This is a genomic window from Richelia sinica FACHB-800 (genome assembly GCF_014698825.1).
GTDB lineage: Bacteria > Cyanobacteriota > Cyanobacteriia > Cyanobacteriales > Nostocaceae > FACHB-800.
Genome location: NZ_JACJTT010000026.1, coordinates 56,328 through 68,746, shown reverse-complemented (window position 1 = coordinate 68,746; position 12,419 = coordinate 56,328). Strand labels below are relative to the sequence as shown.

The following is a 12,419-nucleotide window of genomic DNA, read 5'->3' as shown; positions in this document are numbered from 1 at the left end:
TTTAACCAACTTATTAGTGCTATGAATGGCTTCAAACCCTTTTATTCCTCTGCATAATTTACTGTATTTACTGCTTGTTTATTTCGGAAAGTGACAGAAGAGGGGTATGTATTTGAACTAATAATTAATTAATAACTATGAAAGAAATGAGTTCTCAGTCAGAACTAGTCATTGAAGCAGGAAGAACAGAAAAACAATATTGGAAAGACCTTTGGCGTTATCGTGAATTATTTTACTTTTTAGCATGGCGAGATATTTTAGTTAGGTACAAACAAACTGCTATTGGGATAGCTTGGGCTTTAATTCGTCCCTTTTTGACAATGGTCGTATTTACAGTTGTATTTGGACAGTTGGCCAAGTTACCCTCAGAAGGAGCACCCTATCCTATCTTAGTGTTCTCAGCTATGTTACCTTGGCAGTTTTTTGCTAATTCTCTTTCTGAATGCAGCAATAGTCTGATTACAAATGCCAATTTAATTTCTAAAGTTTATTTTCCCCGTTTAGTAGTGCCTACCAGTGCCGTAGTTGTCAGCTTTGTTGATTTTCTGGTATCAGGAATGATTTTGCTGGCACTCATGGCTTGGTATAATTTTGTTCCTAGTTGGCGAATTTTGACGCTACCTTTATTTATTGGCATTGCCTTTGCTGCTTCAGTTGGTGCTGGTTTATGGTTAGCTTCCTTGAATGTCCAATATCGTGATTTTCGTTATATTGTCCCTTTTATCGTCCAATTTGGTTTGTATATTTCTCCAGTAGGGTTTAGTAGCAGCATTGTTCCGGAAAAATGGCGATTTATTTACTCTTTAAACCCCATGGTAGGGGTGATTGATGGTTTTCGCTGGGCTATTTTAGGTGGTGAATCACAGTTATATTTACCAGGGTTTTTACTATCTTTGGCATTAGTGGGATTACTCTTTGTGAGTGGGATTTGGTATTTTCGCAAGATGGAAAGGACTTTTGCAGATGTGATTTAAGTGGACAGATATAATTAAATATAAAGAGTTGCAAAGGTTTTATGTCTGAGTCATCTCTCTACGAAACAGATTTCTTAGCCTGGATAAATCAGCAGCAGTTAGCTTTAAGCAGTCGGGATATAACAGCATTAGACTGGGAAAATCTGGCAGAAGAATTGGATGCTATGGGTATTAGAGAAAAAAATGAGTTAAAAAACCGTTTGGTAGTTTTAATAGCTCATTTACTCAAGTGGCAACATCAGCCGGCAAAACGTTCCATCAGTTGGTTTACAACCATTGCCAACCAGAGAGATGACTTAAAAGATTTACTCGCAGAAAAACCAAGTCTAAACCAATATATACCAGATATTCTATCTAAAGCTTATCGTAATGCCCGACGCGAAGCATCAGCAGAAACAGGTTTAGCATTAGCTATTTTCCCAGAAACTTGTACTTATAATATAGAAGAGATATTAAATCATGAGTTTCTGTGTAACACTACAAATGATTTTGAGAGATCGCTGGAGGGGAAATAGTTGTTATGTATCAAACTAAACTACTCCGTCCACCTAGTCAAACCATGCTCACGATGTATGATTTACCTAGTTTCCAGAGTAAAGAGAGTTTAATAACTTTCAAATCCTATTATTAAGGTTTCAACAAAATATATATAAATATAATTGAGATAGGGAGACAGATGATAAATCTGAAAATAGATATCACTAAAGAAACACAAACATTTAAAACCTAACTGAGTAAGTAAAATGCAACCTGTAAAAGCAACTTCTCTGATTTATGAACAAGACTATACTGAGTGGTTAGATATTACTCGTAACCAACTGCAAAATCGTGATTTAGAAAACATTGACTGGGAACATTTAATTGAGGAAATAACATCATTGGGAAACGAACAAAGGCATAAAGTAGAAAGTTACTTATTAAGACTTTTAATTCATCTACTAATTTACGATTACTGGAAGTCAGAAAAAGATTGGTCAGGTAAGGGTTGGGAAAAAGAAATTGATAACTTTAGACTGGAATTAGATTTGCTGTTGGAGTCTAAAGTTCTTTATAATCATTGCCTGAAAGTCTTAGATAAGATTTATCTCAAAGCTAGAAGTAATGCTATTCGTAAATCTCAACTATCACCGGAAATATTTCCGGAAACTTGTCCTTATCCTTTAACAGAAATACTCAATCCTGAATGGTTGCCTTGATGAGATATGAAGTTGTTTAATAGTATTTAAATTTTAGAGATTATATTGTAAATTTATTTAAAATGTCAGATACAGTCATTCGAGTTGAAAATCTGGGTAAAAAATATATTATTGGACACCAGCAGCAGGAACGCTACACTGCTCTGCGGGATGTGATTACTAATAAAGTTAAATCTCTTGGTAGTCTGATTAATCCTAAAGCCAAACGTGAAAATTCTGCTTTTGAAGAATTTTGGGCGTTGAAAGATGTTTCGTTTGAAATCAAACAAGGTGATAGAGTCGGTATTATTGGTCGTAATGGAGCAGGTAAATCAACGCTGTTAAAAATCCTAAGCCGCATTACTGAACCCACCACAGGAAGCATCAAAATTAAGGGTAGGGTTGCCAGTTTATTAGAAGTGGGAACGGGTTTTCATCCAGAGTTAACTGGTAGGGAGAACATATTTCTCAATGGTGCGATTCTGGGAATGAGTAAAGCGGAGATTAAACGCAAGTTTGATGAAATTGTTGCTTTTGCTGAGGTAGAGAAGTTTTTAGATACTCCTGTAAAGCGTTATTCAAGTGGGATGTATGTGCGGTTGGCATTTGCGGTGGCGGCGCATTTAGAACCGGAGATTTTGATTGTGGATGAGGTTTTGGCCGTGGGGGATGCTCAGTTTCAGAAGAAGTGTTTGGGGAAGATGGAGGATGTGGGGAAAGAAGGAAGGACAGTTTTGTTTGTTAGCCATCAGATGGATATGATTAGAGCTTTATGTGATAAATGTTGTTTACTTAGTTCGGGTAAAATTATAGCCACGGGTGAACCTCAAAAAGTTATTGAAGATTATCAAGCTAATCTTTATCACTATGAGTCACAAGCATTTTTTGAGATTCCTGAAAATCCAGAAATAGGCTTGCAAGTTATTAAAGGAAAAATTATTGACTCACAAGGTAATTTACAGAGTATTTTTGATGTCTTTGATGAAATTATTTTTGAATTCTATTATATAGTTTTTAAGCCAAGAGAAGGTTTATTAGTTAATTTTGAGATCAAAAGAAATTCAACAACATTGTTATTATCCTTTGATACTGATGCCGACTCTGCTAAATTAAATACAAGAGAAAAAGGTATATATAAAAGTACAGTTAAACTACCTTGTCCTTTACTTAAGTCGGGGAAATATTCTTTATCAATAAAAACAGGAATAGCTAATTTAGCTGTTTTCCAACAGTTAGATGATATCTTAAATTTTGAAGTTGATTTGGTTTCTCAAGATTCTTCATTATTAAGCTATGCAGATAAAAGACCCGGTTTAATTGCAGTCCCATTACATTGGAATACAGAACAAATTAGTCCATCATTAAATTATTAAAGGAAATTAGAGGTTTAGTATGAGTTTAGATGATTACAATTATATTCAAGTCCCTATTTTTGAATTAGATCAAAACGGAACAGTTAAACCCAACTGTATTTTTCATCGTTCTATAGATAAACTTCACAGTCGTTGTATCGAATATCCTTTCGCTGCTTCTGAATTAGGAGATGCTAATTGTATTTTAGATGTAGGTAGTGTTAAATCAAATTCAATTTGGATTTCTTGGTTAGAAAATTTACCAATAGAAGTTCATGGAACAGATTATGATGCTCCTTTTCAACCTTTTAAAAATATTAAATTTCATCCAGGAGATATTAGGAATTTACCGATAGCTGATAACACTTTTGATAAAATTATGGCGGTATCTGTAATTGAACATATTGGTTTAGCATCTTGTCAGGTTATAGATGAAAATAATCCACAAGAAGATTTAGATGGTGATCTAAAAGCAGTTAAAGAATTAGCAAGATTGCTTAAACCAAATGGTGAATTGATTATGACACTTCCTTTTGGGATAAGAGATGAATTAATCTTAGGAAATGAAGCAAGAAATTATACTATTAATTCAATTAAAAAGTTTGAACAAATTTTAACTCCTGTTAAATTAGAATATTTCGAGTATCAAAGTATTTATACAGATACCCTTTATGAAGAATTTACAAATGCAAAAAATACAAGTATTTATAATCTAATTTATCAAAGAATTAAGTCAAAAATTCAAAATGTTTTTGATCGTCAAAGATATGTACAAGAAAATCAAATAAGCGGTAAACAACCTACTGAAGAAGAAAAATTAATTGGTCATATAACTTGGCGCAAAGTCCCATTAGAAGAAGCAAAAGCAATACACAATAGTCACACAGAAGGTGTACTATGTGGAGTATGGAGGAAAACCAAACTTGGAAATTAGTTTACTATGTTATTGACTGAATCAGTTATTTTTTAATAAAAAACTAATCTAAAATTGATTAAATAACATTTAATTATAATGGAGCAACTTACTAATGGATGAGCTAAATTTGTTAATTGATTATCATTATAATAGTAAATTTCCTGTTTTGGTTGATGTTGGCGCTCATCATGGCTGCGTTTCATCGACATTTGCTAAAAAAGGATGGAAAGTTATTGCTTTTGAACCAGAAAACCAAAATAGAGAAGCATTTATTCAAAATCTAATTAATTTTGAAAATGTTACTTGTATTCCCAAAGCTGTATCAGATGTAACGGGCGCAAAAGTTCCCTTTTATGTCAGTGATGAACATTATGGCATTCATTCACTAACATCTTGGCATAAAACTCATAAACTTGCCTATGAAGTAGAAACAGTAAGGTTAGATGATGTCCTAATAGAACTACAAATAGCCTCTGTCACTTTGCTAAAAATTGATATAGAGGGGGCTGATTTTTTGGCATTGAAGAGTTTTGACTTTGTAAAATATCAACCTGAACTTATAATGACCGAGTTTATGGATGAAAGAACTAAGCCCAGTTTTGGTTATACTCATCACGATGTTGTTTGTTATATGAAAGACTATGGATATACTGCATTTGTGTCGGAATGGGAAGATATAAAAGAGTATGGTAGAGAAGGGGTGGCCACTCCACCTCATTTATGGATTCAATGTGTTCCCTATCCCTTAGATCATGAACCAGCTTGGGGAAACTTAATTTTTGTTCCTAATTCAGATCAAGAGAAATTTTCTATAACTCTTGAGAAATACCTAAAACAATTAAAAAAAGCGGAACAACAAGCTGATCTTAGAAACTTGGCCAAAAAAATTCCCGGAGCTAAACAATTATACAATTTAGTCAAATCAGTAATCCTTGACAAACAATAAAATGCCTACAATATCAATTATTATTCGTTGTTACAATGAAGAAGAACATATTGGGCGGTTATTGAGTGGTATCATTCAACAAACTATTAAGGATGTAGAAATCATTGTAGTTGATTCGGGTTCAACAGATGCAACCATGCAACCATTTCCATAGAAGCAGTTTTAAAAGTAAATCAAATGGCTATAGATAATTTAGTCAGAGATTTAAAACAAGCTACTATAGGGGACAAAAAATGACAAAAGTGGCTTTAATTACAGGAGTAGCTGGTGGTATTGGTAAAGCCACAGCAGAACTGTTTCAGGCTAAAGGCTGGTGTACCATAGGAGTAGATCGTGAACTTGACTTGAAACTTGACAGTATAAGTCATTATATTTGTGCAGATATCTCCGATGATCAAGCAGTGGCTCAAATTGTTGAGGAAGTACATCAAAAAGAGGGACAATTAGATACCCTAATTAATAACGCTGCTATTTCAATTTGTAAGCCAGTCTTAGAAACGGAAATAGGAGAATGGGATTCAATTATGTCAATTAACCTTCGTTCTGCTTTTTTATTATCTCAATCAGCCTATCCTTTGCTCCGAAAGACTCAAGGAAGTATGGTTAATGTTAGCTCAGTTCATGCGATCGTAACTTCAGTTAATATTGCTGCTTATGCAGCTAGTAAAGGAGGATTAGTTGCTTTCACCCGTGCTTTACCCATAGAATGGGCTAAAGATAAAATAAGAGTTAATGCCATTTTGCCAGGAGCGGTAGATACTGCCATGCTGGATGCAGGTTTAATGAGAGGACATCTTTCGGGAGCAAACCTCAATCAATTGAAACAAAACTTAGCCCAAAAAACTGTAATAGGAAAGATTGGTAAACCTCAAGAAATTGCTCAAGCAATCCTATTTTTAGCTGATAATAATCAATCTTCTTTCATGACAGGTCAATCAATCGTTGTTGATGGTTGATCTACCGCCAGACTTAGCACAGAATGAGAATCAACAAAATGCTGATTAATTCCTTAAAAACAGCCCTTAAACCCATAAAAAATGATATTGATGCTTACTTGAAATATTACGATAATAAAATTTACCAACAATGGTATTTTAGATTTGGAAAAAAAATAGCCGAATTCAAAGATATTCATAAAGGAGAAAGCTGCTTTATTATAGGTAACGGTCCATCTTTAAACAATATGGATCTGTCTCCTCTGAAAAATTATCACACCTTTGGGTTAAATAAAATTTATTTAATGTTTGATAAAGTTGATCTCAATCTCAGTTATCATGTTGCAGTTAACCCTTTAGTGATAGAACAAAGCGTCTCAGAATTTGAAGCTTTACAATGTCCATCTTTCTTATCCTATATACCTGCACGTACATCAATCCGTCCTCTTGACCACATTTATTATATTCTAACTGGAGGTTCATATAAATTTAGTTCTAATCCTCTAGAAATAATTTGTGAAGGTCACACCGTTACTTATGTGGCTATGCAAATAGCATTTTATATGGGCTTTAGCAAAGTTTTTTTGATTGGAGTAGATCACAATTTTATAGCTAAAGGTCAACCTAATGAACAACAGATTTTACAAGGAGAAGACCCTAACCATTTTGCTCCTAATTATTTTTGTAATCAACAATGGCATCTTCCTGACCTAGAAGCATCCGAGCTTTCCTATCATCTTGCTAAATTTCATTATAATAGAGCTAATCGTCAAATTTATGATGCTACAGTCAATGGTAAATTAAAAATATTTACAAAAATTTCCTATGAAGAAGCTTTAAGTCTATATTCTCCTAAATTGTAGTTCTATGATTATGGAATTTTATAAGATAATAATTTACGCGAAAAAATGAGTAAAAATTGTCGAGAAATTGCGATAAAAGGGGAGCATCCCAAATGTGTAAATTTATTTTTTGCTTGAGTTCAAGACGTGAAATGAACGAACCACGAAGGAGCGAAGGACACGTTCGCGTAGCGTGCCGAAGGCATAGGTAAGAAGGAAGAAGAGAGTTTTTGGTGTTGCTGCGGTTATTTTTGCGAAATCGGGATGCTCCCAATAAAAGAATATTCTTTAGAATTACAAGCAAAGAGATATTGAATTATGTCAAGCAATTTGGGCAAAAACACAAGCTCTAATTAAGTCAAAAATTATGACTTGATTAACATAACAATTTTTAACAAAAAATAATAAAAAATCTTACATGGCAAACTATCTTATGCTTATGCGTTGCCCTACATTAAGTGAACTTCCACCACCCCCACCAGGAAAAACAGGCTGGCCTTGGACAGAGCAGACAGAAACATTGCCTGAAAAAATGCCAAATGGCTCTGATTGGCCTCGTATTAGTATTGTAACTCCTAGTTATAACCAAGGAATGTTTATAGAAAAAACAATTCGTTCAGTTTTACTTCAAGGCTATCCTAATCTTGAATACATTATTATTGATGGTGCTTCTACAGATATTTCAGTTGAAATTATCAAAAAGTATGAGCCTTGGCTGTCTTATTGGATAAGTGAACCAGATAATGGTCAGAGCGAAGCAATCAATAAAGGTTTTGCCAAGACTAATGGAGAAATATTAGCTTGGTTAAATAGTGATGATTATTATCTACCAAATGCTTTCATGATATCTGGAGCTTTTCCCTGGAAATATGGTATTGGGGCTATAGTGGGTATTGGACATACAGTTGATATACATGACAGAATATTATGTACCCTTAAACCTAAAGAAACGAATTTTCAGGCTTTTTTAGATTGGATGAGTTACTCCAACTTTTTACAGCCTTCCTGCTTCATCAATAGAAAAGCTTGGCTAGATTGTGGTCCACTGGATACTAGTCTTGATTATTGCATGGATTTGAAATTATGGCTTGAAATAAGTCAGAGATACTCCTTGGAATCAGTCAACTACGTACTTTCTTGCGCGTTGGCTCATGATGCCAGCAAAACGGTAGGACAGGGAGTATACAGTAGGGCAGAAACAATACTACTTATCTCCAAATATGGTGCCGAGGATATAGCAAAGAGGGAGCTATATTCTTTGGTAGATTCTGTGAAAAAATATGATTTATTGAGAAACCGCCTAGAAAAATTACCGTTTTTTAAGTCTTTTGTATCTCCTCTATATCGGAAATTACTTCAAAGATAAGTAAATAATTAATATCTTATTTGTCTGCCTTAGATTTATGAAGACAAACACTTAAAGGTGCCCTTAATGGGTGATATTACTATTTCTAATATTGGTCTTTTTTGGCTCTCCCGGAGTGGGTATGCCAAGTTTATAAAAAATAATGATTGAAAATATTGTGAACAAGGATTCCATGAATATAAAACAGCAGGTTTTGATAAAAACAAATTTTTACTTTATTGAATCTCTTGTTACATAATGAATTCAAACAAGCATTAGTATTACAGCGTTTTTCAGGTGTATGAGGTACACAGGTAAAAGCGAATCCCATTTCCCCTGAGAATAAACTGTACCTCATTTAGTTGCAATCTACTGTAAGTTTTCATATCTAGTCTAAGAGAGCTTCTTTTTCTAAGACAAATGGTCAAATTCAATATAATTCAAATTACCGAAAAATTGCCACCCAGTCTTCATGGGATTGGTGATTACGCATTTAAAATTGCTTGTAACATCAAAAATAAATATGACATAAATAGCTTTTTTATAGTTTTTGATGATTGTAATAAAGATACTGATCAAAACGATGATAATAATATTTGTAATATCTATTCTTTACAGAAACTCGATAGTAATTTATCCGATACGTTAATACAAGTTTTACAAAAGCTTAACAATAGTAAAAATATAGTGATTTTACATTATGATAAAGGGTTTTATGACACTTATATAGATAAAGAAGGATTTGAAAAATATTATTTTACTAAGCATCTTCGTAAATTCATAAATTTATTTAATAAAAATAAAGATGATGGAACAAAGTTAATAATAGTATTTCATGAATTTTTCCCACCTATTGTTGAGCGTAGACGAGACTACATATTGAGGCCAATACAAAATTTCTTAATGAAGAAAGTTATTAAAAGTGCTGATGCAGCAATATGTAGTAATCCAGTTGTTGAAAGGCAACTAAAGAGTTTAGTTCCATCTCTAAAAATATTTACATATCCAGTTTTCTCAAATATCTGTGAACCTACAAATCTTGCTAGTAAACAAGAAAATTCATGGGTAATTTTTGGCTCAACTGACAATTTGAAAAAAACATTGCATAAGTTTATTGAACAAATACCTATACTAAAGTCAAAACTATCGATTGATACAGTTAATATTATAGGCGGAAAGTTTGATCCCTATATTCTAAATCTTGTAAATAAACTTAAAGCTGATGTTCCTATTGTCAACTACTTACCTGGTATTTCAAATCAAGAAGCAAGCTACATTTTTAGTATTTCTAGATTCTGTTATATGTACTATTTTACCCGAAATTTATTAGCTGATTCATCACTAATTTTTAAGTCTGGAGTTTTTGCAACAGCTTGCTCTCATGGAACAATTCCTGTGTTTGGTAATCCAGGTATGGAATATGCTATTGGAGTTTTTAACCATCCAGGTTTTGTCTTCATTAAAGATGATAAATTTTCCTCTTCAAATGCTGATCAATTATTAGATGTATATGACATAGCATTTAAAGTATTTAGATGGTATCAAGAATATGCACATTCATCAAGAGCGACAGATATATTTTTTAGCGTTATGGAAAATATTCTCAAAGATTCATAGTTGAAATTTTCATATTTTACCAATATTAATTTAGAATTTTTGTTTGTTTAGTGAAAATAATTAACAATTTTTGTTTGTTTAGTGAAAATAATTAACTATGAAATTTTACGCTTTACTTCCTGTCCGTGATGAAGCGGATATTATTAGACAGTGTTTACAACATCTTCTCCAATGGGTGGATACTGTATATGTTTTCGATACTGGTAGTGTTGATGATTCTTGGGAAATTGTTTTAGATATAGCTTCTCAAGATCAGCGCGTTAAACCAATTCGTAAAGAACCTGTATATTTTTCTGAAACTAAATTACGTGGCTATATGTTTCATATAGCCCGTGAGGAAATGCGAGATGGTGATTGGTTTTTAAGAGTTGATGCTGATGAGTTTCACCACATTCCACCCCCAGAGTTTGTCAAAACCTATTTGCGTCCCTATGAAACAATTGTTTATCATCAATATTATGATTTCCAATTGACCGAAAAAGAATTAGCAGCTTGGCAACGAGGTGAAGAAACTATCCATGACCGTCAGAGTTCAATAGCGGAACGTCGCCGTTATTTTACACCTAGTTACTACAGTGAACCACGTTTATGTCGCTATCGCAGTACCATGAAATGGCCTGAAACCTGCTCTTTTCCCATTAATGCAGGTTTTGTTGCTAAAGAAAGACTACCAATTCGACATTATCCCCATCGTGATCCTGTTCAACTAGAGCGGCGCTATCGGTTGCGAGCAATTATGATGGCTGATGCAACAAACCGTAAAAATTGGTCAAGGCCAGAAGAACATCATTGGTCAGAAACAAATTGGCGTAAATTTGTTGTGAGCAACGACAACCCTGAATTGCAATACTGGAAACCAGGTACAGAGTTACCGCGCTACCAGTTTACTAATCACTTGAAACCAGCACATATTCGGTTGGTACAGCGATTAGTTCATGCTTCTCTACTGCCAATTCTAGACTTGACTCGTCCCGGATTCTCTAATCATACTCAACCACAACCAATTTCAGAAGAAATTAATCAGTTACTTATAAAAGAATTAAGCGCAGATTTAAAACTTAAGTCTTGAAATTAAATGCACAGGCGTAGGGATAATTAATCGAGGTATCGAAATGTGTGTTTAATTAAAATTGAGTAATTATGAAAAAAAAGCTTAAAGTATATCTTGCCTGCACAGGCGTAGGGATAATTAATCGAGGTATCGAAACATTTGCCCGTGAATGTTTTGATGGACTACATGGTACTGAAGGATTACAAATTGAACTATTTAAAGGTGCAGGAGAGGAAAAAACAGATGAACAACGATTGTGGAATGTGCCACGCAATGGAAAGATAGCACAATTATTAGGTAAGTTGATCAAGCGCAACGGCTATGTAGTTGAACAATTATCTTCTTTCCTGCCTTTTGTCTACCAAATTAAAAAGGGCAAACCAGATATTATCTTCTACAGTGATTCTAACCTTGGGTTTCAACTCTACTGGTGGCGTAAGCAAATTGGTGTGCCTTATCGGTTGATTTTTTCTAATGGAGGTCCTTGTCATCCACCGTTTAGTAGAACAGACTATGTTCAGCAGGTAGCCCCATTTTACTTGGAGCAAGCTTTAAAAGCAGGAGAGTCACCTTCAAAACATTTTCTTGTTCCTTACGGTATTAATGTGCCACAGGGAAATCCTTTGCTCAATCAGAATGAAAGACAAAATCTTAAGCAAAGGTTAGGGTTGCCAATTGATCGCCCAATTATTATTAGTGTAGGTTGGATTAGTGCTACCCATAAGCGTATGGATTATGTAGTGGATGAAGTAGCAGCCTTGCCTGAACCACGCCCCTATTTGGTGATGTTGGGACATATAAATGAAGATAGTCAGACTATTATTAATCAAGCCACATTGCGTCTAGGAAAGGAAGGATTTACTGCCCTTTCTGTGCCGTATGAACAGGTGAGTCAATATTATCAAGTATCTGACATATTTGTGCTTGGGTCACTACAGGAGGGGTTCGGGCGAGTTTATTTAGAGGCACTGATTCACGGATTGCCTTGTATTGTCCATGACCACCCTGTAATGCGTTATGTACTGGGTTCTGAGGGAACATTTGCTGACTTATCTAAACCTAGTGCAATGACTCAAGCGATCGCTCAAATCTTACAACAACCACAATCACCACAAGCAATAATTCATCGACGTGAGTATGTTCGGAAACGTTTTAGTTGGAAAAATTTGATTCCAGCCTATATGGATATGTTCCACTCTTGTCTCTAAAAGCAGTTGGCAAGACTGAGAAATCATATCAGCCATCATCCAAGCAGCTATTTAAATT

At 34.2% G+C, this 12,419-nt stretch carries 13 protein-coding genes; all 13 read left to right on the top strand.

Annotated features, from left to right (window positions below):
• Nucleotides 1-137 precede the first annotated feature (137 nt).
• The 13 genes from H6G73_RS16980 to H6G73_RS16920 all read left to right on the top strand — a co-directional run bounded on the left by H6G73_RS16980 (nt 138) and on the right by H6G73_RS16920 (nt 12,361).
• Complete coding sequence (locus H6G73_RS16980; RefSeq protein ID WP_190606594.1) at nt 138-974, top strand: ABC transporter permease; 837 nt, start codon at nt 138-140, stop codon at nt 972-974.
• A gap of 41 nt (nt 975-1,015) precedes the next feature.
• Nucleotides 1,016-1,489 carry a DUF29 domain-containing protein gene (locus H6G73_RS16975; RefSeq protein ID WP_190606592.1) on the top strand — a complete coding sequence of 158 codons (474 nt, stop codon included), beginning with the start codon at nt 1,016-1,018 and terminating at the stop codon, nt 1,487-1,489.
• Nucleotides 1,490-1,717: 228 nt separating this feature from the next.
• Complete coding sequence (locus tag H6G73_RS16970; RefSeq protein ID WP_190606590.1) at nt 1,718-2,170, top strand: DUF29 domain-containing protein; 453 nt, start codon at nt 1,718-1,720, stop codon at nt 2,168-2,170.
• Between the two features lie 62 nt (nt 2,171-2,232).
• The gene (locus H6G73_RS16965) at nt 2,233-3,522 is read left to right on the top strand and encodes an ABC transporter ATP-binding protein (protein WP_190606588.1); all 1,290 of its coding nucleotides are present in this window, start codon (nt 2,233-2,235) and stop codon (nt 3,520-3,522) included.
• 19 nt (nt 3,523-3,541) lie between these two features.
• Nucleotides 3,542-4,435 (top strand): class I SAM-dependent methyltransferase, encoded by an 894-nt coding sequence (locus H6G73_RS16960; protein WP_190606585.1) that lies wholly within the window; start codon nt 3,542-3,544, stop codon nt 4,433-4,435.
• Between the two features lie 94 nt (nt 4,436-4,529).
• The gene (locus H6G73_RS16955; RefSeq protein ID WP_190606583.1) at nt 4,530-5,363 is read left to right on the top strand and encodes an FkbM family methyltransferase; all 834 of its coding nucleotides are present in this window, start codon (nt 4,530-4,532) and stop codon (nt 5,361-5,363) included.
• 1 nt (nt 5,364) lies between these two features.
• Nucleotides 5,365-5,517, top strand: a complete 153-nt coding sequence (locus H6G73_RS16950) for a glycosyltransferase family 2 protein (protein ID WP_199317756.1) — start codon at nt 5,365-5,367, stop codon at nt 5,515-5,517.
• A gap of 79 nt (nt 5,518-5,596) precedes the next feature.
• Nucleotides 5,597-6,319, top strand: coding sequence for an SDR family NAD(P)-dependent oxidoreductase (locus tag H6G73_RS16945; protein ID WP_190606581.1), 723 nt, complete (start codon nt 5,597-5,599; stop codon nt 6,317-6,319).
• 38 nt (nt 6,320-6,357) lie between these two features.
• The gene (locus H6G73_RS16940; protein WP_190606579.1) at nt 6,358-7,161 is read left to right on the top strand and encodes a 6-hydroxymethylpterin diphosphokinase MptE-like protein; all 804 of its coding nucleotides are present in this window, start codon (nt 6,358-6,360) and stop codon (nt 7,159-7,161) included.
• A gap of 397 nt (nt 7,162-7,558) precedes the next feature.
• Nucleotides 7,559-8,506: a glycosyltransferase family 2 protein gene (locus H6G73_RS16935; protein WP_242034230.1), complete on the top strand. Its 948-nt coding sequence runs from the start codon at nt 7,559-7,561 to the stop codon at nt 8,504-8,506.
• Nucleotides 8,507-8,905: 399 nt separating this feature from the next.
• On the top strand, nt 8,906-10,102 hold the full coding sequence (locus H6G73_RS16930) for a hypothetical protein (protein WP_190606577.1): 1,197 nt from the start codon (nt 8,906-8,908) through the stop codon (nt 10,100-10,102).
• A 97-nt stretch (nt 10,103-10,199) separates the two neighbouring features.
• Nucleotides 10,200-11,171 (top strand): glycosyltransferase family 2 protein, encoded by a 972-nt coding sequence (locus H6G73_RS16925; protein ID WP_190606575.1) that lies wholly within the window; start codon nt 10,200-10,202, stop codon nt 11,169-11,171.
• 71 nt (nt 11,172-11,242) lie between these two features.
• On the top strand, nt 11,243-12,361 hold the full coding sequence (locus H6G73_RS16920; RefSeq protein ID WP_190606573.1) for a glycosyltransferase family 4 protein: 1,119 nt from the start codon (nt 11,243-11,245) through the stop codon (nt 12,359-12,361).
• Nucleotides 12,362-12,419 lie beyond the last annotated feature (58 nt).

What these genes read in the sequence shown, in the direction of transcription:
- H6G73_RS16980 (WP_190606594.1), top strand. Translation starts at nt 138, where the DNA reads ATGAAAGAAATGAGTTCTCAGTCAGAACTAGTCATTGAAGCAGGAAGA.
- H6G73_RS16975 (WP_190606592.1), top strand. Translation starts at nt 1,016, where the DNA reads ATGTCTGAGTCATCTCTCTACGAAACAGATTTCTTAGCCTGGATAAAT.
- H6G73_RS16970 (WP_190606590.1), top strand. Translation starts at nt 1,718, where the DNA reads ATGCAACCTGTAAAAGCAACTTCTCTGATTTATGAACAAGACTATACT.
- H6G73_RS16965 (WP_190606588.1), top strand. Translation starts at nt 2,233, where the DNA reads ATGTCAGATACAGTCATTCGAGTTGAAAATCTGGGTAAAAAATATATT.
- H6G73_RS16960 (WP_190606585.1), top strand. Translation starts at nt 3,542, where the DNA reads ATGAGTTTAGATGATTACAATTATATTCAAGTCCCTATTTTTGAATTA.
- H6G73_RS16955 (WP_190606583.1), top strand. Translation starts at nt 4,530, where the DNA reads ATGGATGAGCTAAATTTGTTAATTGATTATCATTATAATAGTAAATTT.
- H6G73_RS16950 (WP_199317756.1), top strand. Translation starts at nt 5,365, where the DNA reads ATGCCTACAATATCAATTATTATTCGTTGTTACAATGAAGAAGAACAT.
- H6G73_RS16945 (WP_190606581.1), top strand. Translation starts at nt 5,597, where the DNA reads ATGACAAAAGTGGCTTTAATTACAGGAGTAGCTGGTGGTATTGGTAAA.
- H6G73_RS16940 (WP_190606579.1), top strand. Translation starts at nt 6,358, where the DNA reads ATGCTGATTAATTCCTTAAAAACAGCCCTTAAACCCATAAAAAATGAT.
- H6G73_RS16935 (WP_242034230.1), top strand. Translation starts at nt 7,559, where the DNA reads ATGGCAAACTATCTTATGCTTATGCGTTGCCCTACATTAAGTGAACTT.
- H6G73_RS16930 (WP_190606577.1), top strand. Translation starts at nt 8,906, where the DNA reads ATGGTCAAATTCAATATAATTCAAATTACCGAAAAATTGCCACCCAGT.
- H6G73_RS16925 (WP_190606575.1), top strand. Translation starts at nt 10,200, where the DNA reads ATGAAATTTTACGCTTTACTTCCTGTCCGTGATGAAGCGGATATTATT.
- H6G73_RS16920 (WP_190606573.1), top strand. Translation starts at nt 11,243, where the DNA reads ATGAAAAAAAAGCTTAAAGTATATCTTGCCTGCACAGGCGTAGGGATA.